Source organism: Streptomyces sp. NBC_00078 (genome assembly GCF_026343335.1).
Classification (GTDB): domain Bacteria; phylum Actinomycetota; class Actinomycetes; order Streptomycetales; family Streptomycetaceae; genus Streptomyces.
This window is the reverse complement of record NZ_JAPELX010000001.1, coordinates 6,830,827-6,856,679: the sequence shown is the minus strand read 5'-3', so window position 1 is coordinate 6,856,679 and position 25,853 is coordinate 6,830,827. Positions and strand designations below refer to the sequence as shown.

Sequence of the window (25,853 nt, the reverse complement as noted above, 5' to 3'; positions counted from 1 at the left end):
GCCTTGCCAGAACCACGTTCAGTTCCGGATGACACCCTTGTTCCGCATGAGGAAGTCGGCCAGGTAGCCGTCGTGCGGTACCGAGGGATCCATCCAGTGGGTGTGCTGGCTTCCCAGGTACAGGTTGCTGATGGTGGGCTCGTCGAGCAGGCGGTCGACGAGCTGGGTGTCGTGGGTCATCGCGTTGAGCACGAGCGTGTTCTTCAGCGGTTCCGTGCCGGCCTCGGGTGTCCACGGCGCGATCCACACGCAAGGGAACGGCAGTTCCACACCTGCCTGCGGAGCGGCCGGATCGTCGAGTTGGAAGACGGCGGGCAGCAGCGCGGCGCTCCCGTCCCCGAGTTCGCCCACGACGCCGTCGCCGCCGAGCCAGGGCCGGGCGCACGCCGCCTTCTTGAGCAGGTGTGTTTCGATCGCCTTGGCGACCGCGACCGGCTGTACGGGGAGTACGGCCTTGTCGTCCTCGGGCGGCAAGGGGGTCGCGGCGGACAACCGCGCCGCGACCGCCTCGGCGAGTGGAGTCGGGTCGCCCTCCACGAAGACGGCTGTCGTGTTCACGCATCCGGTCCCGCCGTGGCCGCTCACCGATGAGACGATCACGTCCAGGTGGTCACGCCAGTCCACATCGGCCGTGATGAGGATCTTCGACCGACCCGGCCCCTGCGGCAGCACCGTCGCGGCCTCGCCGTACTTGCGGGTCACCTCTTCGCCGCCGTACACCATTCCCAAGTCGGCGCCGTGCAGGATGGCGTCGGCACCGGCGTGGTCGGTGGGCAGGAGCACCACCTGGTCGTCCGCGAATCCCGCGCTCCGCAGTGCCGCCACAAGCCGGTGCGGGGTGAAGGGATCGCGGCTCGACGGACGGACCGCGACGCGGTAGCCCAGCGCCAGTGCCTCCGGCCAGATGCTGTGGGTCCCGGGGTGGTTGCCCGCGGCGTGCACGGCGAACACGTCTCCGCGCCGTGTCCACACCGAACGCCCGGTCCGCGTCAGCGGATCGCGCCAGTTGTCGACCGCCCCCCGCGGACACGCGTACTGGACGCTCGCATGAGCCTTCGCCACCCGCTCGGCGACCGTCGTGGTCGCCGTGACGACGGAGGAGATCGGGACGCCACCGACCCTGCTGACAGCGTGTTGGTACTCCTCGACGGTCAGGCCGTCGATCGTCGCGGTTTCGAAGAGCTTGGACGCGCGGATCATCGCGTCGGCCCGTTCGTCGGCCGGCATGACGCTGCTCCGGCGCAGCGCCGCCATGGTGCGGTTGACGTACAGCGGCGGCACGAGGCTCAGTTCCGCCAGGGCAGTGCCTGCCACATCGGTGACCGTCTGTATGTTCCTGGAGCGGTAGGCCCCCGTTGCGCCGAGCGCGGGCAGGTCGATCATCAGTAGACCCCCTCGATGACGTCCTCGTCCTCGAAGACCGCGACCGTGGAGATGTCGGCGACCGAGTCCCCGACCAGGCCCTTCACCTGAGGAATCCGAGTGGCGAGGTCACGTTCCAGGTTGCTGGGCAGCAGGAAGGACTTGCTGACGTGGTTGACCAGCACCCGGCCCCGCTCTCCGTAGGGCACCGGCTCAAGGCTCTTCGGATCGACGACCGTGAAGGTCACGTAGGGGGAAAACGAGTCGAAGACACACGGATCGTCGAGGGAGATCCCGGCGCGCTCGCCCGCGACCCCGATGATCATCGTGCTTCCGTACTCGCCGCACAGCGCGACCTCGGGGAACACCTCGGTCTTGAAGAGGTGCCGGGAGTCGGCGTCCATCTGAGTGCCTCCCCACCTGATGCACTTCACCCGCTCGTTCACCAGGGCGACCAGCTTCTCGTCCCTGGCCAGCCGTTCCAGCAGTGGGGGCGTGATGGTGAGCAGGCCGACGTCCTGCGTCCGCAGGACCTCGGCGGCCTGGTCGATGAGGTGCTGGCCGTAGGCGTCGACCTGCCCGAACTGGCCGTCGGCGATGAGCCGCTTCACCCAGCGCGGATCGAGGTCGATCGTGAAGCCATGGCGGCCGTGCGTCACGGCGTGCTGCCGGAACAGGGTGCCCACGACGTGCGGCCCGGTCGGGATGATTCCCAGCCAGTTCCCTCCGCGCGGCACACCGTGGCGGTCAAGGTTCGCGTTGCTCCAGCTCACCATGCGGTCCAGCCAGTCCCGCATCAGAACGACCCGCTTCGGAGCGCCGGTGGTGCCGCCGCTTTCGAAGAACCCGACCACGTCGGGCTGATTTCCGTATCCCCTGGGAATCAGGTCCTCGCCACGGACGTCACGAAGCTCCGCGGCCACGTTCGGGAAGAGCCGGAGGTCCTCGTGCGTCTTGACATCGGCTCGCGGATCGAAGCCGAGAGTAGCGGCTCGGTCCAGCCAGAACTTGCAGCCGGTCTCGGGATTGAAATGCCACTCCATGGCGGCGCGGATGAACTCGTCCGGATCGGGCTGGACGTCAAACGGAAGATCCAGGATCTGGTCTGCGGTAAGAGGCATTGTCTCTTCCTCATGGAAAGGGTCGGGTGTGTCCGGGCACGACGAAGAGGCCGCCGAAGCCGTGAAAGGCGGCGAGCGCCAGGAGGGTTTGTCGAAGGAGCGGGGGCTACGGTTGCAGCCGGCTCGTACGCCACTCGAGCGAGTCGCGGTCGTAGCGCAGCCTGCGGTGCAGCCGGTCCGAGCTCGCGGACCAGAATTCGACGACGTCGGGCTGCAGCCGGTAGCCGACGAAGAACTCCGGCCGTGGCTGGGGCTCCCCGGTCAGTTCCAGGCTGCGTGCCCTGGCGCGCAGAGCCTCGACGTCCTCCAGCGGCTCGCTCTGCTCGGTGACCGTCGACATGGCGTGCAACGGAATCGGCCGGGCGGACCACAGGGCGTCCGACTCGGCGTCGGGCAGCAGCTCGACCGGACCGGAGACGATGATCTGCTGACCGGTCTCTCGCCAGTACAGCAAACCCGACGCCCATCCCGTAGCCGCGATTTCACGTCCTTTCTGGCTGCAGCTGTGGCTGCTGAACACCAGACCGAGGTCGGTGACATCGGTGATGGCGACCACCCGGTTGGAGGCGCGGCCGCGGGAGTCCGCAGTGGCCAGTGCCAGCGCGGTGGGCTCGCGGACTCCGATTTCCCGTGCCTGGGAAAGCCAGCTGCGCACCAGTTGGAGAGGGTCCGCCGGCGGCTTGTCGTACTCGGGGAAGGGGAGGTCGACCTTTCCGCTGAGGGACTCGAATCCACTGGCGTCCATGAAAGGCCCCCCACTAGACATTGATTTTCCCCTCGGCAACCACGACTGCGTGCCCGCCGACGTGGACCGAGCTGATTGACTCGCCGACCCCTTCGGCGGTCGCCCTCATGACCGACGGGCGTCCCATTTCCACTCCCTGGGTAATTTTGATCTCCTGCCCGTACTCGGCGAACCCGTGTCTGGCCAGGTGAATCGCGAGAGGCCCGGCAGCGGAACCGGTCGCCGCGTCCTCGACCACGCCGTAGGCGGGGGAGAACATCCGCGTCCGCCAACCCCCGTCCGCCTTGGCGAAGCAGTTGGCGGCCATGTCGGGGAAGCGCGAGAGAGCGCGGTGATCCGGGTGGAGTGCGGAAAGCGCCTCAACGTCGCTCAGCCCCACGAAAACGTGTCGCGGCCCGTTGTGGTAGATCTCGACCGGGGCCGTCGACGACCCGACCCCGAGTGCGGCCAGGAGCTCCGTGGCGAGATCGTAGGGCTTCGAACTGGGAACCGGCTGCTCCATCTGGGCCCACGGGGCGCCGTCGCGGGTGCCCAGCTCGCACGGGATGGCACCCATCGCGGTCTCCAGCAGCAGCCTGTCGCGTCCCCGGGTCCGACCGAGCGCGAAGGCTGTACCGAGCATCGGGTGCCCGGCGAACGGCAGTTCGTTCACCGGAGTGAAGATCCTGATCCGAGCGTCGCCGTCCTGCTCGGCCGGCAGCACGAAGGTGACCTCGGAGAGGTTCATCTCCTTCGCGATGCTTTGCATCGTCTCACCGGTCAGATCCTCGCTGTCGAAGAAGACGGCGACCGGGTTGCCCAGCAGGGGCTGGCTGGCAAAAGCGTCTACGACCATGTATCGGTGCATTTACCGGCGCTCCAGGGCTTGTGCCGGTACCGAGGGCCCGGCGTAGAAGGCGAGGCCGAGCGAGTCGATCCCCTCGGCCACCGCTGCGACGTCGAAGCCGGCGCGGTGGTCGGGTGCGTACCCGATCAGCTCGGCCGCCCGGTTGGGGGGCAGCTGCTGATCTGCCGGAACGTCCGAGTCCCACCACATGACCGCGCCCCAACGGCCGCGTTCACGGTCGGCGATCCACAGCTTCAGGCGCAGTCCCTTGACCTCGTGCCACGGCTCGACGGAGCCGTCACGAAGATCCTTCTCCAGGGATTCGACGGTCTGGTGGGACCTGGCCAGGTCCCACCAGACGACATCCACTCTCATCGCCCGAGCACCCCCTGTATCGCCTCTGTGATGATGCGCGGGCCGTCTACGGTGAGCACCGACTCGGCGTGGAACTGCATCGAGGCGAAGCCCGGCCCACGTAGCGCGTTCACCTCGCCGGTCTCCTGGTCTCGGCTCACCTCGACCACGCCGATCCCTTCGACGGTTCGCTCGCTCACCGCGCTGTGCACGGCGAACGTGTTGTAGAAGCCCACTCGTTCGGGCAAGCCGAACAGTTCGATCTCACGCTGTACGCCCTGGTTGGGTACCTCGCGCCGGTGCAGCTCGAAGTCGAGCTTCGTGCTGAGCACCTGGTGGCTCAGGCATACGGCCAGCAGCGGCCGGCGACTCGCCAGGGCGGTGTCGATCGACTGCCGCAGCTTGGCGATTTTGGGGTGGGAGGTCATCCGCGGATCTCCCGGACCGGGACCGAAGACCGTCAGGTCGTAGGCCGCCACGTCGTACGGTTCGTCGAAGCGGCGGACCTCCACGGACAAGCCCAGTGACCGCAACTGCTGGTCGAGCATCGCGGTGAAGGTGTCCTCCGCGTCCACGACCAGGGCCGTCATGCCGTCCAGCGAGGCCCCGGCCGACGGGCGGTCATCCTTGTCCCGTTGCCAGAAGTCCGCGATCCCCTCGTTACGGCGCTCCAGGGCGGCGCGGACCTCCGGGTCGGCCGCGTAGCCGGATGAACGGTCGGACTTGAGCGCGTCGAGCAGGGTCGCCAGCTTGATGTGGGTCTCGGCCGCCTCGGCCATCGGGTCGGAGTGGCGCACCAGTGTGGCTCCCACGGAGATGTTCATCCGGCCGCCGGGATCGATGTCGGCCGTCCGGATCAAGATCGCCGAGTCAAGTGTCTGCTGTCCGGCCGCATCCCGTCCGATCAGCGCGGCGACCCCGCTGTAGTAGCCGCGTCCTTTGGGCTCGTAGCGCGAGATGACCTTGGCGGCACTCTCCAGCGGGCTCCCTGTGACGGTCGGGGCGAACATCGTCTCGTGCAGGACCTCGCGCACATCGCGGTTGGTCCTGCCCTCGATCAGGTATTCGGTGTGCGCCAGCCGCGCCATTTCCTTCAGGTACGGCCCGTGGACGCGCCCGCCGTCATCGCACAGCCGGGCCATCATCTTCAGTTCCTCGTCGAGGACCATGTAGAGCTCGTCGGTCTCCTTGGTGTCGGCGAGGAACTCCATGACCCCGTGCAAGCTGGGGCCGCCGGACGGATACCGGTACGTGCCGCTGATCGGGTTCATGACGGCCGTGCCGCCGACGAGCGAGACGTGGCGCTCCGGTGTCGCACCGACGAGGGTGTTGCGGCCGGTGTGGATGATGAAGGTCCAGTAGGCCTTCTCCTCGCGCTCCACCAGCCGCCGGAAGAACGACAGGGCGCTGGTCAGCGAGTAGTCGCCGATGTCCGCGACGAACGAGCGCTTCATCACGAAGTTGGCGCCCTCGCCGGTACCGATCTCCTCGGTGACGATCTGGCGCACCATCTGCGCATAGGCGTCGTCGTCCACGTCGAAGTGTCCGTCGGCCAATTCCGTCGGCACCTGCGGGAAACCGGCGAGTGCTTCGGCGACCGGCACCGTGTCGCGAGCGGTGAGGCTCATCGCGAGCAGGGGCGTGGCGTCGTCCCGCGCGGCGAAGCCGCGATCGGCCAGTTGCCGGTAGGGGACGAGCACCAGGGTGTCGAGCGCGGGACCCGGCCCGGAGTCGTCGGCCAGCGGGATGTCGTCCAGTGACTTGTACTCGGTCACCTGCCCGGTCAGGACGTCCAGCGTGCCGGCGGAGCCGCTTTCGGGACGGTGGATGATCGCGAAGGCGGGTAGTTCCAGCGCGAGAACCTGATCAAGCAAGGCGCTCATGCGAGCACGTCCTCGGTTCGGACCACCATGGCGCAGCACCGTGCCGCGTATTCGAGGGTCATCTTGTGGCGGTCTTCGGAGAAGTCGCCGAGCGCGTCGGCGACCAGGAAGGGCTGGATGTCGTGGGAGAACGCCTCCAAAGCGGTCGACAGCACACCGATATGCGCGTAGACGCCGCAAATGATCAACTGGTCACGCTGTAGCGCGCGCATGCTCTGCAGCAGCTCCGACCCGAAGAACGCGCTGTAGCGCCATTTCGTGCTCACCCAGTCGTCCGCGTCGGGTGCGATTTCGGGAACGACCGCGCGTTCGCTTTCGTCAGTGCGCATGCCGGGGCCCCAGAAGTCCTTCAGGAGCCCCCGCTGCCGGTCCGTCATCCCGCCGGGCTGGGCGGTGTAGGCCACCGGCACCCCCAGCGTTCCGCAGCGCTTCTTGAGGTCGGCGATGTTACTCACCAATTCGCTGCGCATGCCGTCCTCGAAGGGCTTGAGGAAATAGCTCTGCATGTCGTGGATGAGGAGCACCGCCCGATCCGGGTCGACGGTCCAGCGCACGGTGTTTTCCGGCAGCGCATCCCTCGGCGGCAGTCTGTAAGGCGCGATCGGCGGTATTCCCGTCATCACAAGGCTCGCTCTCTAGGAATCTCAGTACTCGGACCACGCCGAGACCACCTTGATGGCCTGGGGGGTGTTGAGTCGCGGATCACACAGGCTGGTGACGGGGCCGGACCCCAGCTCGGCCGTGTCCAGCACGCACTCGGTCACGTCGTCGGGGGTCGCCTCGAGGTGAAGCCCCCCGGCCGGAACCCCCGCCAGGTCCAGGACCCGCCGGAAGCCGCGGACTTCCCGGGCGACGGTTTCCACAAGCCGGTACTTGGTGCCGTCAGCCGCGCAATCGGTGTTCCCGTGCATCGGGTCGCTGAGCCAGATCACCGGGTGCCCGGCCGACTGCACAGCCTCGACGAGCCGGGGCAGCCTGTCAGCGACGAGGTCGGCGCCCATGCGCACGATGAGTGAAAGCCGGCCCGGCTCCCGCTCCGGGTCCAACCGGTCGCACAGCTCGACGATCTCGCCGGCGGTCATTGACGGGCCGACCTTGCAGGCAACCGGGTTGGCCACCTGGGCGAGCAGTGCGACGTGCGGGCCGTCGATCTGCCGGGTCCGCTCGCCGATCCACGGCCAGTGGGTGGAGCCGAGCAGGTGCCGACCGCCGTCGAGCTCTCGGAGCATCGACATCTCGTAGTCCAGGAGCAGCGCTTCATGGCTGGTCCAGACAGCCGGCCCGCCAAGCCGAGGTGCTGATCCGACCCACCCGAGCTGCGTCGTGATCTCCCGCGCCGCCATGTAGCCCGTAAGCATGCGCAGTGGATCGGGACGCCTGCTCTCGTGGGTGGGCTCCGGCCCGTTGATCATGTGCCCGAAGAAGGATGGCAGTTCGTCATCGCCGAGTTTTTCGACCTGGCTGGAGCGGGGCTTGGAGAACTGCCCTGCGATCCGCCCGACCCGCAGCGTCTGCTTGCCGGTGGCGGTCTCCAGGGTCTGGGCGAGCAGGTCGATGAGTCCGGCCTTGCCTTGAATGTGCCCGGCGGTGCACTCGGCCGGGTCCTCCGCACAATCCCCGGCCTGTAGCACCTGCGTCTCGCCCGTGGCGACGCGGGCCAGGTGGGAGCGGAAGTTCTCTACCTGCGCCGCGGTCACCAGCGGTGTGACGGATGACAGCATCGCTCGTACGAGCTCGACCTGTGCGGGATTGTCCCAATCGGGCTGATGGCGCGCCTGGGATCTCTCGATGTCGGCAAGGATGTTTCCCATAACGACCTTCTCCATTGATTGATAAGAAGACGCCCGGCGAAAGGCGTTCAGGTCGGTATGTCGGCCCGCTTGACCTGAGGGACGGCGATGCCCAGAGCCCTGAACTGCTGGCAGGGGTTCATGAACTCGCGCTGGCGCTTGATCTTCCCGTTCTCGAACAGGAAGGAGTGCAGGAAGTGATTGCGGTAGTGGCCGTCGGGGTAGTCGGGGAAGCGGATCGTTCCCTCGCCGTCGCATTCGACCCAAAACTGGTTGGGGTCCTGCGTGTCGAAGATCTCGACGTTCGTCCAGGCCCAGTCGGGGAAGCACTTGAGCGACCATTGGCCGTGGTCACCCAGTCGGTCTCTGCCCGTGATGACGATCGGCTGCCCGGTTTCGGTCGTCCAGAGACCACCGGTGCCGTCTTCGGTGAACAGAAGGTGCCGACGCAGGCGATCCTCCCCGCGGGTATTCATGTACTGCTTCACGATCGCACGGTTGCTCGCTCGCAGTTCCGCGTCGCCGCGGGACCTGGACAACGTATCGGTGGTTTCAGCGGTGCCGGTGATGTCGACCATTGGCTCTTCCTGTAGTGCCGAAGTAAAGCGGGATCACCACGCGCACAAAAGGGCAGGCAGACAAAACCAGTCATGACGACGCCGAAACAGCATAATCATGGATTGGTTCATGAGATTTCCGTTGAGCCCCCCTCCCGCGCACGGCGGGTAGGCGGAATCTTGTTCATACCCTGGCTGGTACGGGAAGCCGATCGCCGCTGTCTGACCGAAAAATTCCAGCCGGTATCACCGTCTGAAGGATCTGCTCCATGGCGGGCGCGACTCTGCCCGAGTACTCGTAACACGATCTTGTGGCTGTGGGCTGGTGGGCCGTGCCCGGTGTGACGATTCGTCCGTTGTGGTGGTGTGAGTGCACCGTGGATGGTCGATGACGAGCTGTGGGCGCTGATCGAGCCGGTCCTGCCGCCGTGGCCGGAGCGCTCCCCGGGACCGCGGCCGGTGGACGACCGGCTGTGCCTGCAGGGGATCCTGTTCGTACTGTTCACGGGCATCACCTGGCAGCAGTTGCCGCCTGAACTGGGCTTCGGCTCGGGGCAGACCTGCTGGCGCCGGCTGTGCCGGTGGACGGAAGCGGGGGTGTTCGACCAGGTCCACCGGATACTGCTCGCGGAGTTGCACGCGGCCCGGCGGATCGACTGGACGCGCGCCTGCGTGGACTTCTCCCGCGTGCGGGCGAAAAGAGGGGTGCCGGGGTTGATCCGTCGCCGGTCGATCGCGGCAAGTCGGGCAGCGAACACCACCTGATCCGCGGCGGCAGCGGCACGCCGCTGAAAGTGATCACGACCGGCGGCCACGTCCCCGACATCACCCAGGCACTCGCCCTGGCCGACCCGTCCGCGGCCCGAGTCCCCTCCCGGTGACAAGGGTGACAACAGTCGGCACGTCCGACGCGAGCTGACCCGGCGTCCGGTCCTGCCTGTCATCTCCCGTCGAGGCGAGCCCGGCATCCGCGGCCTCGGCAAACTCCGCTACGTCGTCGAGCGGACCTTCGCCCCGCTCCATCAGTTCAAGCGCCTCGCCACCCGCTGAGCACTACGCCTCGGCCTCCGCGACTCACTCGCATCCCCCTTATCTACTGGCGAAGGATCAACGAGGCGCAACCATGATCGTGTTACGAGTTCCGAGCCGCGGTGCACCGAGCGGGGCTCAGAGCGACGGCCAGCCAGTCGACCGTCCCGGAGTCGGCCCGCCCGTCGGCCTGCACTCCTCTCCCCTATATGAGGGACGCCCGCGACCACTACTACCGGCAGGCCGGAGCTCCGGACCGGCACCGGTGCCCGGACCGTGCCGCCGGCCTGGCCGTCGGCGCGCGCTGGAGCCTCGCATCCGACGTGAATTTCGGCCACGCGAGCCGCGCTCGGTGGAACGAATAAGCCAATACTGCGCCCCGTGCGGTGGCCAAACCTATCGGGCACTTATGTTCGCGGGGCGCTGCGCACCGCATACCTCGGCGATTTCCATACCGAAGGATTCGGGAAACTATCGCCCGAGCATCGGCCGCGATCACCCATATCTTGCATGGCATACCCCACACAAGACACTTGCCCAACCAGAAGGAATTCCAGTGAAGCGTATCGGTGAACATGCGGTGGTGCTGGGAGCGAGTATCTCGGGTCTACTCGCCGCCCGGGTGCTCTCCGAGGCATTCGACCGGGTAACGGTGGTAGAGCGTGACCAGCTGCCGGAGGGGCAGCGGACTCAGCGGCGAGGTGTGCCGCAGGGCCGCCACGCTCACGGCCTGCTCTCCAAGGGTGCGAAGATCTTCGAGGAGTTGTTCCCCGGGATACTCGACGACTTCGTCGCCGGTGGCGCGCCCGTCATCGACGGACCTGCCGAGCTGCGGATGAGCTTGGGCGGGCACTTGTTGTGCATGGACGGCGCGTACGCCGACCTGTCCCGCACCTACCAGCCGAGCCGGCCGCATTTGGAGAGTCGGCTCCGCGCCCGGATCGGGGATCTCGCGAAGATCAAGCTCATCGACGAGTGCCAGGTCACCGGCCTTGAGACCACCCCGGACAATGGCGCTGTCACCGGTGTGCGTGTCAGGTACGTGAGCAGCGGCTCTGAGGACGTGATCCCCGCGGACCTGGTGGTGGACGCGACCGGCCGGTCCGGACGGACCACCAAGTGGCTGGTCGAGATGGGATACGAGCCGCCGCTCGAGGAGCGTATCGACGTCGACATCATGTACACCAGCCGGTATCTGCGGCCGGCCCCTGGTTCGATGGGCCGTGAGAAGGTCGTGATCATCGGGCACGCACCGGGGAGCCCCAAGGGCGCGGAATTCCTGGAGGAAGAGGACGGCCGCTGGGTCCTGACGCTGATCGGTTACCGCGACCACCATCCGCCGACCGACCCCGCCGGGTGGGTGGAGTTCGCCAGGCCGTTGGTTCCCGAACACGTCTTCGCGGCGATCCGCGACGCTGAGCCGCTCAGCGAGATTTCCGCGCACCGGTTCCCGGCGAGCGTGCGCCGTCGCTATGAGAAGCTGACCCGATTCCCGCGCAGGCTGCTGGTGGTGGGCGATGCGATATCCAGCTTCAACCCCATCTACGCCCAGGGGATGACGGTGGCCTCGCTCCAGGCGATGGCGCTGCGTGACTCGCTGAGCGGTGACCTGGATCAGGTCGGGCAACGATTCTTCCGCAAGGCCTCCAAACCCATCGGCGTCGCCTGGAAGATGGCGACCGGCAGTGACCTGGCCCTGCCTCAGATCGAAGGCGCGAGACCACTTCCCGTGCGGCTCATCAACTCCTACATGGACAAGGTGCTCGCCGCAGCCGAAACGGACATGGTCGTGGCCGAGAAATTCCTGAAAGTCCAGTACTTGCTTGAACCGCCGACAACATTGTGCACCCCGGGCACCATGTGGCGCGTTTTCACGAGAAATCGCCGACGGCGCTTCCCGGCACACACCAGTTAATGGAGGAAACCCAATGTCCCTCTCCATCGCCGACAAAGTCCTTCGGCTCTCCCTGACCACGTTCCCGTTCATTGATGCGTCACAGTTCTTTCCGGCGCTCTCCACGTACAAGGTTGACAGGGCCTTCGATCTCACCGAGTTCGAGGAGGCCATGACGCACTTCTTTCGGGGAAATCCGCTCTTCTCCAAGTGCCACCTGGTGGAGCTGACCTTCGACACTCCTGAGGATTTCCCCCTCTCGTCCTTCCAAGGCCTCCTCGCGGAAAAGTACGAAAGCTACTACGACAGCTTTCTGCTCGCTTCCGTCACCTACCGATCCGACCCGCACCTGCAGGGCGTCTTTACGTGCGTGCCGTTTCCGCTGCAAGACGGATACAAGACTTTCCGATTCCATCAGGCGCTGATGAGGACCCTGAAGACTCGGCAGGACGGCTTCCAGATCACCCAAGGCCTCGCAGAGCTGGGGATCCGGGCTGATGAGCTGGCAGACTTCTTGCCGCCCGCCCAGACTTCTCCCTCCGGCGCGAGCAAAGAACTCCCCGTCACGTTCACCGAAGGCTCTGACTCGCCGGTCAAGATCGGCCCCTTTTTGGAAAAAATGAGGGCGGATTTCCTTGACCGCGACAGCGCAAACATGTTCGTCCTCAAGAACAGTCTTTACTCGCCGAAGCTGCCCCTTGGCAACTCGCTTCAGTTCCTGACGGTGCCGCGAAGCGTCATCGCGCAAAGCACGGGAGTCCAGATCCGTGACTACTATCGCGCCGAGGAGCAGCGGCAGATGGACCTGCTGTCTCGCGTCGAGCGGCGAGAAGACTTCATCGAAGCCGGCCAGACCAGAATCGGGAAGATGATTGCCACGGCCGACGTCTTCGCCGTCAACAACTACGGCAATGTATCGGCGCACGACGGCTCGGACGCTCATGCGGACCAAGGCACGCTCGTGAAGTACGAATGGCACATGCCGCTCATCGTGTTGGGACTTACCGTGGGCGAGAGGTCTGGGCTCTCGTGGACAATCACCATTCGCGACAAGGCGTTCAACTTCGCGACGGTCCGAAATTTCCCGCAGGGTGACACCGTCAAGGCGGCTGCCGGAAGCAATCCGGCAGCGTCCGTCGCATGAACCGCCGGTGTACCGATAGTGCTTGAATGCTGCTTCAGGAAGTTTGGGCGCGGCCGTGAATGCATCAGGCGCGGCGCTCGTCTTCTACCGGTCGGGTGGCCAGGGGCCCGCGCCCTTGGCCACCCGGCCGCGTCCCTGCCTCCGCCGCAAATACGGAAACTTCCCCAATGGACGCGCCGAGCGGTCCGCAACAATGCCGCGATCAGACCCGAGAGGCCTTCGGATGAGTATCCCCGCCCTGCAGACGTTAACCCTCGCCGACGACCTGAGCATCACTCGGATGGGATACGGCGCGATGCAGCTGACCGGTCCCGGTGTCTTCGGACCGCCCAAGGATCGCACTCAGGCGATCGCCGTGCTGCGCGCAGCGGTCGAGCTCGGCATCACCCACATCGACACCAGCGACTTCTACGGGCCGACTGTCGTCAATGAACTGATCAAGGAGGCCCTGCACCCCTACCCGGCCGGTCTGCACATCGTCACCAAGGTCGGCGTCCGCCGCAGCGCCAACGGCGGCTGGATCACCTCCCTGGACCCCGCCGACCTCAAGGCCCAGGTCCACGAGAATCTCCGGCACCTCGGCCTGGAGACCCTGGACGTGGTCAACCTGCGCACGGCCTCATTCGACGGTGACGGGGCCTCCGTCGCCGAGCCGTTCGGCACCTTGGCCGGCCTGCGTGAGCAGGGCCTGATCCGTCACCTCGGCCTCAGCGGGATCACCGACGCCCAGCTCACCCAGGCCCAGGCCATCGCCCCCGTGGTCACCGTGCAGAACCAGTACAACCTGGTCGACCGCGCCGACGACGACCTCGTCGATCGCTGCGCCGAGGAGGACATCGCCTACGCCGCGTTTTTCCCCCTTGGCGGCGGATTCCACCCACTGCGGTCACGGGCCCTGCGCGACGTCGCCCGACGCCTTGGCGCCTCCGAGCAGCAGGTGGCGCTCGCCTGGCTGCTGCAGCGCTCGCCGTCGACGGTGCTGATCCCCGGAACCTCCTGCGTCGCTCACCTGCGGGAGAACATCGCCGCGGCTGACCTGCAGCTGCCCGCCGAGGCGATCGCCGAACTCGACACCGTCAGGCCGTGACCGTGTGGGCCCTTATTCCGGCGCAGGGCACGGGGTGAGCGTGAACATCCACCACCCGGACCGTCTCCGGTGGAACGAGTCCGTCAATCTTGCGTGATAAATGCCGCTCGGACCACCGACCGCCTTTACTAAGAGACGCAGCCGCTTGTTCCGACAGCGATCGCCCTTTCAAATCGCTCCAGAAGAACGCATGACCGCGGCCACAGCCGACCTGTTCGCACGGGTTCGCGTCCTACATGAGAAATGGAACAGTCAGTGACCACAAATCGCACCCTCGTCATTGTCGCCCACCCGAACCTCACGGAATCCCGCGCCAACGCCGCCCGGCTCGCCGAGATAAAGGACTTGGACAACGTCACCGTCCACGACCTCTACCAGACTTACCCCGATTTCAACATCGATGTCGCACGCGAGCACCAGCTGCTGCGCGAGCACGACACCATCGTTCTCCAGTTCCCGGTCTACTGGTACAACGTGACGTCGATTCTCAAGGCCTGGTTCGACGCGGTGCTGGTTCACGGTTTCGCCTTCACCTTCGACGGTTCCGCCTCCGCGCTGAGCGGCAAGAAGGCTTGGCTGGCCGTCACGGTCGGCAGCACTCAGGAGACCTACGCAGCGGAAGGCCTCGCCCGACGGTCCCTCGACGAGTACCTCGCCCCGGTCACGCAGACGCTGGAGTTCTGCCAGCTCGACTATCAGGGTGTTCACGCCGTCTACGGCATGATCTTCGACCCGTCGGAAGAGACCCTCATCCTGGACGCCAAGGAGTACCACAGGCTCATCTCGACCAGCGAGACGCCGGTCGGCTGATTGCTCGAGCGTCGCGTGACCGCGCGCCCGAAGCTCCGGCGACGGCCACCGGCGGTGGCCTCGAACCCACGACTCCGGACGGCGGGCCCCTCGTCGTCCGGCTCTCGGGTCCGCCCCCGGCGGACCTGCGCGGACCAGGACTGCGTTTCCCCCGGCGCCGTCCTGGTCCGCCCCGACGGCGTGATCAGCGCGGCTGGCCCGTTCACCGGCCTCGACCTGCGTCGGCGGGTAGAAGCCGCGCTGCCCCTCCCGGGCACCGACTCCGAACGCACCTCCCAGCACCTCCGAGGCCAAGCGCGTGGAGATGGTGCAGCAGTACAAGGACGAGCTGATGCACCCCTACTACGCCGCCGAGCGCGGCCTGGTCGATGACGTGATCGACCCCGCCGCCACCCGCGAGGGGCTCATCCGCTCCCCGCAGATGCTCCGCACCAAGCACGCGGACCTGCCTGCCCGCAAGCACGGCAACCCACCCCAGTGAGGCGCACCGAAGGAGCAGCAGATGGACCAGGGGGACCTCCGCATCATCCACGGCGATGCCACTCCAGAGGAACTCGCCGCGCTGATCGCGGTTCTGACAGCCCGCACCGCCGCGCAGCGTGCCACCACTCCGCGGTTCGCCCATGGCAACCGCCGCCCGCAGGCCCGCTGGCGCCGCCTTGAGCTTGTGGCCGGCTACCGCAGTCCTGTCTCCTGGCGCTGATGCCGCCCGCCTCGGTTCCACGTGGTTCAACCGAACGGCGTCGGAACCATGTTGCAGGCGAAGCCGACCGTCAGAAAGCCGATCGCCCCGAGCGTCGTCACCGTGCACGGGAGGCGCCCGGTGCGACCCCACCACTTCCGCCGCCAGGCAGCCGCCGTGGCACTTCGGTCAAAGACCTCAACGCCAAGCTCCGCACCTACAACGACGGCTGGAACGACCGCGCCCGCCCATTCACCTGGATTACGGCAGCAGGCGACATCCTAAAGAAGGCCGAACGTCAGAAGATCTCAAGCGCGGAGCACCAGTCGACGACAACTCGAACAAGACCAGCAGGATCACGCGCCACTAGAGAAGGCAGCAAACAATGAAGATTCGAGACCTCCACAACGAATTCACCGCAGATCGCGCCGCCGCCGAGCGTGCCTACTATGGGAAGTTCCTCACTCTCGAGGGAATCTCGATCCGGACGGGCGAAAGCCAGTATGGTACGCCGGTGGTGGAAGTGTCAGATGTCCCCGGAGGACCCCACCTCGCCATCTTCGTGCTGCCATTTGACCACCGAATCAAGGAATCATTCCGGATTGTACGAAGCGTCCCCCTGGGCGTCACCGTCACCGTCAAGGGAGAATGTCGGGTCTTCAGCGAGGACGGAACAGTACTGGTCATCAAGGAGTGTGAACTCCTCATCCCATGAGTCCCTACGGGCCATTTCCCAGACTAGGTATCCGGATCTGATGGGGCTGGGTGAATTCGGCCAGGGCTGCTGGTCGCCCCAGTTCGTTCGCTTGGCAGCGAAGCGGGGAGGACTGGGAGCAATGAGCGACAGTCTGGGGGTCCGGCAGCCGGAGGCCGCCGGACCCTGATGATCAGTGCTGTCCTGCGGGCTGTCTCAGACCTGCGTGGAAGGCTCCGCGGTATCGGTCGGAGAGCGTGGAGGGGTGGTTGCGGTTATGGAACGAGGCGGATATCTGGCAGCTTCGCCGGGGAGGAGGCGGTCGGCGAGATCCTCATTGAGGAGGGCGACTTTCCGTGGCTGTCCAAGCGCTTCGGCACGGTCGGCACCACGCGAGAGCACTTGTGGTCCATGGTCAAGCGACGCGTCAGCGAAGGCCACAACGCCCTCGTCGCAGAGGAAAACGGTAGCGAGTCTGTGCGCGACCGGCAAAACGAAATCGCACTCGAACCACCAACGATAATTCGTAAGCGCACAGGGTGTACAGGCCAGAGTCGCTCTTCGGGCCTGACTCCGAGCGGTAAACCCTTGGTTCGCTCACCCGGCCAACGCAAGGACAAGCGGGAACACCTGGTCGGCGCCAGCCTGACGTAGGAGACGTGCGCCTACCGCCAGGGTCCAGCCGGAGTCGGCGTAGTCATCGACGAGCAGGACCGGACCGGGCGTGCCGGCCAAAGAGGCGGCGAGTTCGTCGGGCACGGTGAACGAGTCGGCCAGCGCGCGCAGCCGCTGCGCGGAGTTGCTGCGATGCGCCGCATGCTCATCCGCCTGCGCGGTGTGGGCCAGGCTGCCCAGCAGCGGGAGCCTACCGACCCGGGCCACGCCCTCGGCCAGTGAGCCGACCAGCTGGGGGCGACTGAGGGATGGCATGGCGACGATCCCCACGGGCCGCGCCACCGCGTCGGGCGCGCCGCTGGCCCAGCCGCCCGGCGAGCGGGCCCAGTCTGCCAACACCGTGACGACAGCGTTCAGCACGTCTTCGGGAACCTGTCCGTCTGCTGCCTGAGCCGACAGGATCGGCCGTAGGCGATTGCCCCAGCCGATGTCCGACAGCCTGCCCAGTGCCCGCCCGGTGAGGGCCTGCTGTCCCGCGGGGATACGGCCCTTGAGGTCCATGCGGACCGCGGCGAGGCCGGTCGGCCACATCTTGCGGGGCTCGACCTCGACGCCCGGCCGGTCCAGCTCGCCCGTCGCCGCCGCAAGAGCCGCGGAAGAAATCGCAGGGTCCAGCCACGGCCCCACACACGTGTCACAACGACCGCACGGGACCGCCTTCTCGTCGTCCAACTGCCGCTGCAGGAACTCCATGCGGCACCCCGTGGTCGACACGTAGTCCCGCATGGCCTGCTGCTCAGCCTCCCGCTGCTTGGCGACCCAGGCATACCGCTGCGCGTCGTACGCCCACGGCTGCCCCGTCGCCGTCCAGCCGCCCTTCACCCGCTTGACGGCACCATCCACGTCCAGGACCTTCAGCATCGTCTCCAGACGCGAACGCCGAAGATCAACCAACGGCTCCAGCGCAGGCAGCGACAGCGGACGGCCCGCCTGCTCCAGTACATCCAGGGTGCGCCGCACCTGCTCCTCCGGCGGGAAACCCACCGAAGCAAAGTACGCCCAGATCGCCTCGTCCTCCTTACCCGGAAGCAGCAGCACATCGGCATGGTCCACACCACGCCCTGCACGACCCACCTGCTGGTAATAGGCGATCGGGGACGAGGGCGACCCCAGGTGCACCACGAAACCGAGGTCGGGCTTGTCAAAGCCCATACCGAGTGCGGACGTGGCCACCAGCGCTTTCACTCGGTTCGCCAGCAGATCCTCCTCCGCCTGCAGCCGCTCGGCGTTCTCCGTCTTCCCCGTATAGGAAGCCACCGGATACCCACGCTGCCGCAAGAACGCCGCGACCTCCTCCGCCGCCGCCACCGTCAGCGTGTAGATGATCCCCGAACCCTGCAGGTCCCCCAGCCGCTCCCCCAGCCAGGCCAACCGATGCGCAGCATTCGGCAGTTCCAGCACTCCCAGTCGAAGACTTTCCCGGTCCAGCGGCCCTCGCAGCACCAGGGCGTCCCCGCTCCCAGTGCCCAGCTGCTCCGCTACATCCGCGGTCACCCGCGCGTTCGCGGTCGCCGTCGTGGCCAGCACCGGCACCCCCGCCGGCAACTCCGCCAGCATGGTCCGCAACCGACGGTAGTCCGGACGGAAATCATGCCCCCAGTCGGAAATGCAGTGCGCCTCATCGACCACCAGGAGACCAGTCGTGGCCGCGAGCCTCGGCAGCACCTGATCGCGGAAATCCACGGAATTAAGGCGCTCCGGGCTCACGAGGAGAACGTCGGTCTCACCGCGCTCCACCTCGCCGTAGATCGTTTCCCACTCCTCGGGATTGGCCGAGTTGATCGTGCGTGCCTGGATCCCTGCCCTCGCCGCCGACTCGACCTGGTTACGCATCAACGCCAGAAGCGGCGAAATGATCACCGTCGGGCCGGCCCCGCGCCGACGCAACAGCGCGGTGGCCACGAAATACACAGCAGACTTGCCCCAACCGGTGCGCTGCACCACCAGCGCACGACGACGCTCCTCCACCAGAGCCGCCACTGCCTGCCACTGGTCCTCCCGCAACCGCGCCGAACTCCCCGGGGCGCCGATCAGCTCGGCGAGGATGGCGTCAGCTTCAGTGCGCAGCGCGAGGGTGTCCATACCCCCATGCAACCCGATGGCACTGACAATCAGCGAATCCACCCACCGTGGCAAAGCGCCTACGAAGAGTGCGTCCGCCACAGACTGCCGACGGTTGCGTACCATGCTCGGCGATCTGCCGCCGGGAGTGCCCTTGCTCGCGCCCACAGCCACGGCGAACGCGGTTCTCGACCCGGACGGGCGGTCAAGCGGGTCTGGAGCGGCTGGATCGCGGCCGGGCGGCCATGAAGCTACGAGGCCGAGGGATACGAGTGGGTCGCGCGGCAGCGCAAGTCCGAGCAGCAGGCGATGAGCGAGTACGCCTCGACGACGCTCTGCCGTATGCAATTTCTGCCGCGTCAGCCCGACGACGAGGGCGCCAAGCCCTGCGGCCGCTGCGACAACTGCGCGGGCGCGCGATTCACCACGGACATCTCCGTGACCGCTATGGACGCGGCAGGCATCGATCTCGACCGGGCGGGCGTCGAGGGTGAAGCCGCGCCGCATGGGGCCGACCGGCCTTCCAGCGATCGGCGTCGGCCTCAAGGGACGTATCCCGGTACGGCGAACAGGCCGTCCCGAGGCGGGCGTTGGGCCGCATGTCGGGCATCGGCCGGAGCGACCGGCTGCGCCCCATGCTCGCGCCGCAGGTCCCGGACGGACCCGTGCCGGACGAAGTGGCGAAGGCCTTCGTGGGCGTGCTCACCGACTGGGCCAAGGGCCGTGACGGCTGGGCCTCGGGAGCTGCGGACGCGCAACCGCGCCCGGTGGGAGTGGTCAACATCGCCTCCCGCACCCGCCCACAGCTGATCAACTCCCTGGGTGAGCGCATCGCGGAGGTCGACAGGCTGCCGCTGCTGGGCTCCGTGAATTACGCGGGCGAGCCCCGCGTGTCCCGCGGTAACAGCGTTCAGCGTTTGAAGGCACTGGAGGGCACGCTACCGTGCCGACGGCCCTGGCTTCCGCGCTCGCCGAGGCTGTCGGCCCCGTCCTCCTCGTGGACGACTTCACCGAGACCGGCTGGACGCTCGCAGTCGCGGCCCGCACGCTCCGACGTGCCGGTGCCCAGGGGGTGTTGCCCCTGGTTCTGGCCGTTCAGGCTGACTGCCGCGTGGCACCGCACATCCGCCGGCCACCGCCCCGGACCGCTTCCGTCCCAACGGTGTACGAACGTGAGATGAACGGTCGTCTCACGCGTCGCGACGCGACACCCTGGGTAGGGATATAAACCACACACCATCAGATTCCGGTCAGTGGCCCCAATTGCTCGTTGCCGCATCCCAGTTCGACAGCAAGAATTGGAGTCCGCTCCCCGCACGGCTCGTCCGTGGTCCGGTAGGGCTCTGCTGCGGCGTGCGCTCCCCTGAACAAAACCCCGCCCGCAGTGTGGGCGCGTAGCCGAAGGGAGGACCGTGACCTTCGGATTCGCTCCGTCATCGGCGGCATCCACGTCGACGTCTGCCGACCTGTCCGCCGCATCCGCCAACCCTCTCACCCGCATGCTCGAACCCGCAGAGTGGGCCGCAGCCGGAATCCCCCTGCTGCGCAATCCCCGGGAAGTCGTCAGCGGCCTCCATTCCCGGCACCATCCCAGGCCGGCGACTGCGATCGTGGCTGTCCTCGACCCGGACGAACGCCTTTGCGCGAGCGCCTCGTTCACGCGCCGACCGGCTCCGGCCGACGGCTGGCTGTTCCGCAACACACTGCTCGCCCAGCTGCGCCGCGTGATCCCCCACGACCTGCGGCGCCGCACACCGGTGCGCACCGCCGTGCTGCTCTACTGCCGTGAGGGCGACGCGCGTTGGACCGAAGAAGACGGCGCCTGGATGTGGGGCCTGCGCGACGCGTGCACTCTGCACGGGCTGCGCTGCGGCGCGTACATCACTCTGACCCGGGACGGCTGGCAGGTCCTCGGCGAGGGCCGCGGCGGCCGCCGCCCCAGCGCGGACTCGTCACCGGAGCCCTTCGGCATGTCAGAAGCACCGCCGCTGCTGCCACGGACCGGCGGTGCCGCTTCGGAGGTACTGCGCCGCGCGGCAGCCCGCTGAGGACACGGCCGGACTCTGTCTCGCGGTCGGCAAGGCTCCCCCCGGTCCGCAACGTCCAAGGCACACCAGTCGGGGGGAGTCGCAGAGGGAAGCCGTGTCCGAGAGTCAGGGCCGGCGGCATTCCGAGCAGCCCCCGCTCAGGACGGGGCATCGCGCTTCATGGTCACGAGCGAGGGACTACGGACCCGCGCGCCGGCTCTCCCTCGGCTCGTCGCACGCCACGGCCCGGCGGACACACGCATACACCTGGCTCCCCGGTGCTCTGCGCACGCCAAAAGACCCGCTGTGCCGATGCCGCCGGAGCGGCGCCCACGTCGCTCCGGTACGTCCGCGCGGACGTACCGGAAAGGACTCAGACGCCCGCGCCCAGCACCGAGTTGATCTGCTGCGGATCTCCGCAGACGATCAGCAAGGCTCCGGCCCGAGCGAGGGCCAGCGGCAGGACAGTGACAGCGGCAGCGCCGGAACCGCCGTTGACAGCAACCACGACCACGGGGCGCGAGGCTGTGCGACCGGCTGCAGACGCGTCCGCGTAGAAAACGTCGTCGCCCGCGTCGTGCTGCGCCCAGTAGGAGGTTTCACCGAACGACAGCTCGTGGGTTGCCCACGGGTGCTGTTCGCCGGTGGTGATCACCAGTACGTCGCCGGGGGTGCGCCCCGAGTCCAGAAGCAGGTCCACGGCTTCTTCGGCGGCGTCGAGCGCACCGTCAGCCGAAGCCGGGATCAGCTGGATCTGCGGGGTGGTCGAAGCCGCGACGGAGGCGGCCGGAGCAGCCGGGACCGAGGGTCCGGGCTTCACCGCGGCCACGTCATGCGACGTGCGCTGCACCGGCGGCGTGGGCCGGAGCGGACCAGGACGACCGGGGCGCGGCGGAGCCGCGGGACGGGGGCCGGGTACAGGATGGGGGGTCGGCGCGGTGCGGCCACTGGCCGGAGTGACGCGGGGACCCTGGGCACTCTCGTGAATCTGAGGCTCCTCGGGAATGAGAGGCATGAGCTGATTTTTATCAAACACTGGTACGGCTCGCATCGGCGGGTGGCACATGAGTGCGAGCGGAATCGTCAGAAATCGAAGCCCAGCTGACCCTCGATTTTCGGAACGCCTCCGTCCGCCCAACTGCGGACCTTCTTGAGATGCCGCCACTGGGGCAGCGCATCAAGATACGCCCACGACAACCGGTGGTACGGGGTGGGGCCCCGCTCCGCCAGTGCGGCCTTGTGCACGGGCGACGGATACCCGGCGTTGGCCGCAAAACCGAAGTCTGCATGGTCGATACCCAGTTCGGCCATCATTTTGTCGCGCTGAACCTTGGCGATCACCGAGGCCGCCGCGACCGCCACACACGACTGATCACCCTTGATCACCGTACGGACCTGCCAGGGAGTACCGAGATAGTTGTGCTTCCCGTCGAGGATCACCGCGTCGGGACGGACCGGCAGAGCCTCAAGGGCGCGCACCGCCGCCAGACGCAGAGCGGCGGTCATGCCGAAATCGTCGATCTCCTCCGGGGAGGCGTGCCCCAGGGCGTACGAGGACACCCACTTCCGCAGTTCCACGGCAAGCACAGTCCGCCGCTTGACGGTGAGCAGCTTGGAGTCGGTGAGGCCTTCGGGGGGCCGGCGCAGACCGGTGACCGCCGCGCAGACCGTGACGGGACCGGCCCACGCACCGCGCCCCACCTCGTCGACGCCGGCAATGATCTTCGCTCCGGTCGTGGCGCGAAGGGAGCGCTCGACGGTGTGAGTGGGTGCTTCGTACGGCATGGCCTGCTAAGCCTACGCCCCGCGGATCATCCGGCGACACCCCGGTTTCCCTCAGCGGCGCCACGACCTCCACGACCCGTACTCGGCCACCTCTCAGCCACCGCTCGGCCGCAGCAACGGAAGCATCAACTGGTCGACCATTTCCTCGAGATCACGATCACCCCATTCGCTCCCGCGCATCTTGGAGCGGTACATCATGGTGGCCGGGATGACATCGAGGACGTAGCTGTTCGCGGCATCGGGGCGGACCTCGTTCCGCTCTATGCCACGGGTGATGACTTCGCGGAGAAGTTCGACGGTGGGCTCCACGATCCCGTCGAAGATCACGGCATGGAAGCGCTCCGCCTGGATCGGGTCGCATTCGTGAATCACCGAGCGAAACGCCAAACCGGAGCGGGAGAACATCGCATCCCGGGCGTCCCGGCTCAGCGCCAGCAGATCCTCACGGACGCTGCCGAGATCGGGTGCCTGGTCAAGACGTGGCAGTCCGGCCTGCAGCGCGTCCGCCACGAGATCCTCCTTGGACGGCCAGCGGCGATAGACAGCGGCCTTGCCGGTTTGGGCACCGGCGGCGACGCCCTCCATGGTGAGGCCGCTCCAGCCGACCGTGCTGAGTCGCTCCAGGGCGGCATCGAGGATCGCGCGTTCGAGCACGGCGCCGCGCCGACGGAGGGAGGCCGCCTGAGCGGGGGCGGCCGTCCAGCGCGAGGTAACCATCTGAGTGTCTCCAGCGAGCAGGGGGAGCGGGGAGTCCGGGAGCGAGGGTGCACCACGCGGCAGCATCGGGGGATTCGCCACGCAACACCAATTTAAGTGAACGCTTGCGTTCACTATTGGGGACTCACTACCGTTGGCGCGACAGTGAACGCGAGCGTTCACTAACGCATTCGTGGGGGACCCATAGTGACAACCTCTCAGTTGATCAAGGACCAGAAGCCAGGTGCGGCTCGCCGGAACGGGCATCCCGGCATCGCGCTCGCAGTCATCGCGGCCTGCCAACTCATGGTGGTACTCGACGCGTCCATCTGGTCATGACTCTCAGAGTCCTCCAAAAGGAGGCGAGGCTCAACGGCCCCGGAGATTTCCAGGTCAGGTAGCTCAACGGCGTTGGAGACGTCCGGCACTGGGACCGCCTGTGCACCGGCCAGAGCGGCGACCACTCGACCCCAAGTCCCGTCTTGCGCCCACCTACTCCAGCGGCCCATGAGGGACTTGCCCGCCCCACGGCTCATCCGCTCCGCAGCAGCCTTCCAGCCTTCCGCCGTGCGCGCCTTCCACAGGATGGCCTCGATTGCATCCCTGAGCGGCAGGTCAGTTGCCTTTCCCGACCCGCGCCCTGCCTTTTTCACCAGCGGCTCAATCCGAGCCCACTCCTCATCAGAAATACTCACGGGAATTTCGAGCGCCGAGTCACGGAACCACGAACCAACGGAGCACTCCGCGCGAGCCTTTTTAACCGGCACGCGGCTCTGGATTTTCACCCTGACGTCAGCCAAATCAAGCACGTTAGCCTGATCCTCGTGCGGCATGTTGGGCATCTCGGTTCGGGCCAAATCAGCAAGAGAGTACAGATCTCGCGCCCGTTGTTCGGCAGCCTGCGTTTCCAGTTGCCATGCCACCGCTTCCTCTCGGAGCTTTGAGAGTCGCCCCAGTTCCTCACTCAAAGGCTTGACCGCCTGCGTGACGAGTTCCTTTGCCGCTTCTCCCTCAAGCCCCATCTCAGCCGCCTGCGTTGCGGTCGTTCCCATGACCGTAGCAATCGCGTTTTTCTGCACCGAAATACTTCGATCCAGCCCCTCAATCCGATCCTCGTGAGCCGATTGGTTCCCTAGCGTCATGTCTACCCAATCAGCGGCGTAGCTCATCAACTCATCAGGCTTGGCTAGCAGCCTGGTAACACGCCCCCAAACCTCAGCCTCGATCTGGTCAGCGTCAATCTGGCTGCACTTGCAGACGGGCGCCCCCGCATACTTCGCCTGTTTCCCTGAACAAACATAGGTGCGCTTTCCCGTGGAAGTCTGCACACGGCCGACGTAATAGGAGCCACAGAGGCTATCGATCCGCATGGAAAGCGGATAACTGAGCTTGTCTGCCCGAGGAGCGCGCCGCTTCCCTATCCGCTCCGCCACTTTCAGAAGCTTCTTGACCTGACTATCAGTAAAAACGGGATCCAACTGGATAGTTACCGTCTTCCCATAGACCGGGCTTCCTTCAGAGTCAACCTTTACCCCTCGCCCGAATCGAGAGTCCCTAGAATTGACGTCCCGGAATACTTGAACCCCTTCCAGCGCCGCACGAGACATCAACCGGGATTTCAGGTTCTCACTGGACCACGGCGCACCGGAACGGGTCAGCAACCCTTCCAGATTCAATTTCCCCGCGACTTCCTCCCAGGTCATTAGAAAATCAACGACTAGGGCATAAGCGCGACGGAGCGTGACAGCCTCACCATGTAGGAAATCGCCATCCATCTGAACATCGAGAACGAGGCGACTATCCCCCTTCACTCCTTTGTTCTTGATTCGCCACCCGTACGGAACAGTCCCGCCCGTGTAGCCGCCCTCTTCTGCTTTCTCTTGCAGTCCGCCTTGCGTCCTATCGCGGATTACTTCGCGCTCTTCTTCGGCGTAATCTGCATCCTTGCGCATTTTCTTGCGACCGTCGGCGGTCGTATTGTCGTAGTCGCCTTTAACTACCGCGACGTAGACGCCAAGGTCTTCCAACTCCCAGACCCAGCGCCAGAATGCACGGCCCGTGCGCCCGATCGCGCGGCCTTCAGCAACGACCACGACATCGAAGGGACGGGGAGTCTCACGCACGTTCTCCATGAGCCGCTTGAGGCCATCTCGCTCGTGCGCTTCGAGGCTCCCGCTCACTCCCTCGTCGGCATAGGTCCCGGCGTGGCGCCATCCCTTCCGCTCGATGTACCGAGCGGTTTTCTTCCCCGTGTAGGTGATGCCGTATCCCTTGGCCTGGTCCTCAGTCGACACCCGAAGGTAGTCAACAGCGCGGAGCCGAGGGCCACTGACGGCCGTGTCCACAACGTCTATCGCGGACGTGAGAGCATGCGTCATGTCAGTCCCTTCACGACTGGCAGGCCAGCCTCACCGCTGGCCCGACCCCGGAAGCGCCTGCCAACGCTCCCGGGGTCGTTCTCTTGTAAGGCCAGACTAGCCGTTAGATCCTACGTACGTTGAAATTCGCTTGCATCAACTCAGCTTTCTTGCACGCGATTCGACCTCTCGTTCATGCAACCGACTGAAGAGCAACCGGGCAAGGCGCCTCCGTTCCGCCGGCCCCCACTCAGCCTCTCGCCATTTCACCGTG

Annotated in this window: 21 protein-coding genes and 3 pseudogenes; 10 read left to right on the top strand and 14 right to left on the bottom strand. The window is 66.4% G+C overall.

The genetic code is table 11. The annotated features are described in order from the left end of the window. Window positions 1-18 precede the first annotated feature (18 nt). The 9 genes from OOK07_RS32215 to OOK07_RS32175 all read right to left on the bottom strand — a co-directional run bounded on the left by OOK07_RS32215 (window position 19) and on the right by OOK07_RS32175 (window position 8,659). Window positions 19-1,383, bottom strand: a complete 1,365-nt coding sequence (locus tag OOK07_RS32215) for an aldehyde dehydrogenase family protein (RefSeq protein WP_266799934.1) — start codon at window positions 1,381-1,383, stop codon at window positions 19-21. Continuing rightward, on the bottom strand, window positions 1,383-2,483 hold the full coding sequence (locus OOK07_RS32210) for a phenylacetate--CoA ligase family protein (protein ID WP_266685286.1): 1,101 nt from the start codon (window positions 2,481-2,483) through the stop codon (window positions 1,383-1,385). Before OOK07_RS32210 ends, OOK07_RS32215 begins: the two co-directional genes overlap by 1 nt. Window positions 2,484-2,589: 106 nt before the next feature. After that, a complete protein-coding gene (gene phzG, locus OOK07_RS32205; RefSeq protein ID WP_266799932.1) occupies window positions 2,590-3,228 on the bottom strand; it encodes a phenazine biosynthesis FMN-dependent oxidase PhzG in 639 nt (212 codons plus the stop codon). Window positions 3,229-3,241: 13 nt separating this feature from the next. Further along, a complete protein-coding gene (locus tag OOK07_RS32200; protein WP_266799930.1) occupies window positions 3,242-4,075 on the bottom strand; it encodes a PhzF family protein in 834 nt (277 codons plus the stop codon). Continuing rightward, window positions 4,076-4,429 (bottom strand): hypothetical protein, encoded by a 354-nt coding sequence (locus OOK07_RS32195; RefSeq protein WP_266799928.1) that lies wholly within the window; start codon window positions 4,427-4,429, stop codon window positions 4,076-4,078. After that, window positions 4,426-6,291: an anthranilate synthase family protein gene (locus OOK07_RS32190; RefSeq protein ID WP_266799926.1), complete on the bottom strand. Its 1,866-nt coding sequence runs from the start codon at window positions 6,289-6,291 to the stop codon at window positions 4,426-4,428. The genes OOK07_RS32195 and OOK07_RS32190 overlap by 4 nt, the downstream gene beginning before the upstream one ends. After that, window positions 6,288-6,911, bottom strand: a complete 624-nt coding sequence (locus OOK07_RS32185) for an isochorismatase family protein (protein ID WP_266685280.1) — start codon at window positions 6,909-6,911, stop codon at window positions 6,288-6,290. The genes OOK07_RS32190 and OOK07_RS32185 overlap by 4 nt, the downstream gene beginning before the upstream one ends. A gap of 24 nt (window positions 6,912-6,935) precedes the next feature. Beyond that, window positions 6,936-8,102, bottom strand: a complete 1,167-nt coding sequence (locus tag OOK07_RS32180) for a 3-deoxy-7-phosphoheptulonate synthase (protein WP_266685279.1) — start codon at window positions 8,100-8,102, stop codon at window positions 6,936-6,938. Between the two features lie 47 nt (window positions 8,103-8,149). Beyond that, window positions 8,150-8,659 (bottom strand): PhzA/PhzB family protein, encoded by a 510-nt coding sequence (locus OOK07_RS32175; protein WP_266685278.1) that lies wholly within the window; start codon window positions 8,657-8,659, stop codon window positions 8,150-8,152. A 360-nt stretch (window positions 8,660-9,019) separates the two neighbouring features. Here OOK07_RS32175 and OOK07_RS32170 point away from each other — a divergent pair, with 360 nt between their 5' ends. The 8 genes and pseudogenes from OOK07_RS32170 to OOK07_RS32135 all read left to right on the top strand — a co-directional run bounded on the left by OOK07_RS32170 (window position 9,020) and on the right by OOK07_RS32135 (window position 15,999). Further along, entirely contained in the window at window positions 9,020-9,403 is a 384-nt protein-coding gene (locus OOK07_RS32170) for a transposase (RefSeq protein ID WP_266799924.1), read from the top strand. Between the two features lie 673 nt (window positions 9,404-10,076). Then, complete coding sequence (locus tag OOK07_RS32165) at window positions 10,077-11,582, top strand: FAD-dependent oxidoreductase (RefSeq protein WP_266799922.1); 1,506 nt, start codon at window positions 10,077-10,079, stop codon at window positions 11,580-11,582. A gap of 13 nt (window positions 11,583-11,595) precedes the next feature. Next, window positions 11,596-12,705 (top strand): hypothetical protein, encoded by a 1,110-nt coding sequence (locus OOK07_RS32160; protein WP_266685275.1) that lies wholly within the window; start codon window positions 11,596-11,598, stop codon window positions 12,703-12,705. Between the two features lie 223 nt (window positions 12,706-12,928). Next, window positions 12,929-13,792, top strand: coding sequence for an oxidoreductase (locus tag OOK07_RS32155; protein WP_266685274.1), 864 nt, complete (start codon window positions 12,929-12,931; stop codon window positions 13,790-13,792). Window positions 13,793-14,047: 255 nt separating this feature from the next. Next, window positions 14,048-14,602, top strand: coding sequence for an NAD(P)H-dependent oxidoreductase (locus OOK07_RS32150; protein ID WP_266685272.1), 555 nt, complete (start codon window positions 14,048-14,050; stop codon window positions 14,600-14,602). A gap of 286 nt (window positions 14,603-14,888) precedes the next feature. Next, window positions 14,889-15,083: pseudogene (locus OOK07_RS32145) on the top strand (carboxyl transferase domain-containing protein); the annotation flags it as partial. A gap of 21 nt (window positions 15,084-15,104) precedes the next feature. After that, window positions 15,105-15,305, top strand: coding sequence for an acyl-CoA carboxylase subunit epsilon (locus OOK07_RS32140; RefSeq protein ID WP_266799920.1), 201 nt, complete (start codon window positions 15,105-15,107; stop codon window positions 15,303-15,305). Between the two features lie 364 nt (window positions 15,306-15,669). Beyond that, window positions 15,670-15,999, top strand: a complete 330-nt coding sequence (locus OOK07_RS32135; protein WP_266685269.1) for an OB-fold protein — start codon at window positions 15,670-15,672, stop codon at window positions 15,997-15,999. 576 nt (window positions 16,000-16,575) lie between these two features. Here OOK07_RS32135 and OOK07_RS32130 read toward each other — a convergent pair. Next, window positions 16,576-18,735: a RecQ family ATP-dependent DNA helicase gene (locus OOK07_RS32130; RefSeq protein WP_266799918.1), complete on the bottom strand. Its 2,160-nt coding sequence runs from the start codon at window positions 18,733-18,735 to the stop codon at window positions 16,576-16,578. Between the two features lie 180 nt (window positions 18,736-18,915). On the opposite strand from OOK07_RS32130, the pseudogene OOK07_RS32125 reads away from it, so the two are divergent. Further along, a pseudogene (locus OOK07_RS32125) lies at window positions 18,916-19,813 on the top strand (RecQ family zinc-binding domain-containing protein); the annotation flags it as partial. A 313-nt stretch (window positions 19,814-20,126) separates the two neighbouring features. Continuing rightward, window positions 20,127-20,762 (top strand): hypothetical protein, encoded by a 636-nt coding sequence (locus OOK07_RS32120; protein ID WP_266685267.1) that lies wholly within the window; start codon window positions 20,127-20,129, stop codon window positions 20,760-20,762. A gap of 352 nt (window positions 20,763-21,114) precedes the next feature. Here OOK07_RS32120 and OOK07_RS32115 read toward each other — a convergent pair whose 3' ends face one another. The 4 genes and pseudogenes from OOK07_RS32115 to OOK07_RS32100 all read right to left on the bottom strand — a co-directional run. After that, on the bottom strand, window positions 21,115-21,756 hold the full coding sequence (locus OOK07_RS32115; RefSeq protein ID WP_266799916.1) for a hypothetical protein: 642 nt from the start codon (window positions 21,754-21,756) through the stop codon (window positions 21,115-21,117). A gap of 68 nt (window positions 21,757-21,824) precedes the next feature. Further along, entirely contained in the window at window positions 21,825-22,526 is a 702-nt protein-coding gene (rnhB, locus tag OOK07_RS32110; protein ID WP_266799914.1) for a ribonuclease HII, read from the bottom strand. A 93-nt stretch (window positions 22,527-22,619) separates the two neighbouring features. After that, the gene (locus OOK07_RS32105) at window positions 22,620-23,243 is read right to left on the bottom strand and encodes a TetR/AcrR family transcriptional regulator (RefSeq protein ID WP_266685264.1); all 624 of its coding nucleotides are present in this window, start codon (window positions 23,241-23,243) and stop codon (window positions 22,620-22,622) included. Window positions 23,244-23,695: 452 nt separating this feature from the next. Further along, window positions 23,696-25,600 (bottom strand): annotated as a pseudogene (locus OOK07_RS32100) (recombinase family protein); the annotation flags it as partial. Window positions 25,601-25,853: the final 253 nt, after the last annotated feature.

Bases quoted from the DNA above. Each gene is read 5' to 3' on its own strand.
- OOK07_RS32215 (WP_266799934.1), bottom strand. From the start codon at position 1,383: ATGATCGACCTGCCCGCGCTCGGCGCAACGGGGGCCTACCGCTCCAGG.
- OOK07_RS32210 (WP_266685286.1), bottom strand. From the start codon at position 2,483: ATGCCTCTTACCGCAGACCAGATCCTGGATCTTCCGTTTGACGTCCAG.
- phzG (WP_266799932.1), bottom strand. From the start codon at position 3,228: ATGGACGCCAGTGGATTCGAGTCCCTCAGCGGAAAGGTCGACCTCCCC.
- OOK07_RS32200 (WP_266799930.1), bottom strand. From the start codon at position 4,075: ATGCACCGATACATGGTCGTAGACGCTTTTGCCAGCCAGCCCCTGCTG.
- OOK07_RS32195 (WP_266799928.1), bottom strand. From the start codon at position 4,429: ATGAGAGTGGATGTCGTCTGGTGGGACCTGGCCAGGTCCCACCAGACC.
- OOK07_RS32190 (WP_266799926.1), bottom strand. From the start codon at position 6,291: ATGAGCGCCTTGCTTGATCAGGTTCTCGCGCTGGAACTACCCGCCTTC.
- OOK07_RS32185 (WP_266685280.1), bottom strand. From the start codon at position 6,911: ATGACGGGAATACCGCCGATCGCGCCTTACAGACTGCCGCCGAGGGAT.
- OOK07_RS32180 (WP_266685279.1), bottom strand. From the start codon at position 8,102: ATGGGAAACATCCTTGCCGACATCGAGAGATCCCAGGCGCGCCATCAG.
- OOK07_RS32175 (WP_266685278.1), bottom strand. From the start codon at position 8,659: ATGGTCGACATCACCGGCACCGCTGAAACCACCGATACGTTGTCCAGG.
- OOK07_RS32170 (WP_266799924.1), top strand. From the start codon at position 9,020: ATGGTCGATGACGAGCTGTGGGCGCTGATCGAGCCGGTCCTGCCGCCG.
- OOK07_RS32165 (WP_266799922.1), top strand. From the start codon at position 10,077: ATGTTCGCGGGGCGCTGCGCACCGCATACCTCGGCGATTTCCATACCG.
- OOK07_RS32160 (WP_266685275.1), top strand. From the start codon at position 11,596: ATGTCCCTCTCCATCGCCGACAAAGTCCTTCGGCTCTCCCTGACCACG.
- OOK07_RS32155 (WP_266685274.1), top strand. From the start codon at position 12,929: ATGAGTATCCCCGCCCTGCAGACGTTAACCCTCGCCGACGACCTGAGC.
- OOK07_RS32140 (WP_266799920.1), top strand. From the start codon at position 15,105: ATGGACCAGGGGGACCTCCGCATCATCCACGGCGATGCCACTCCAGAG.
- OOK07_RS32135 (WP_266685269.1), top strand. From the start codon at position 15,670: ATGAAGATTCGAGACCTCCACAACGAATTCACCGCAGATCGCGCCGCC.
- OOK07_RS32130 (WP_266799918.1), bottom strand. From the start codon at position 18,735: ATGGACACCCTCGCGCTGCGCACTGAAGCTGACGCCATCCTCGCCGAG.
- OOK07_RS32115 (WP_266799916.1), bottom strand. From the start codon at position 21,756: ATGCCTCTCATTCCCGAGGAGCCTCAGATTCACGAGAGTGCCCAGGGT.
- rnhB (WP_266799914.1), bottom strand. From the start codon at position 22,526: ATGCCGTACGAAGCACCCACTCACACCGTCGAGCGCTCCCTTCGCGCC.
- OOK07_RS32105 (WP_266685264.1), bottom strand. From the start codon at position 23,243: ATGGTTACCTCGCGCTGGACGGCCGCCCCCGCTCAGGCGGCCTCCCTC.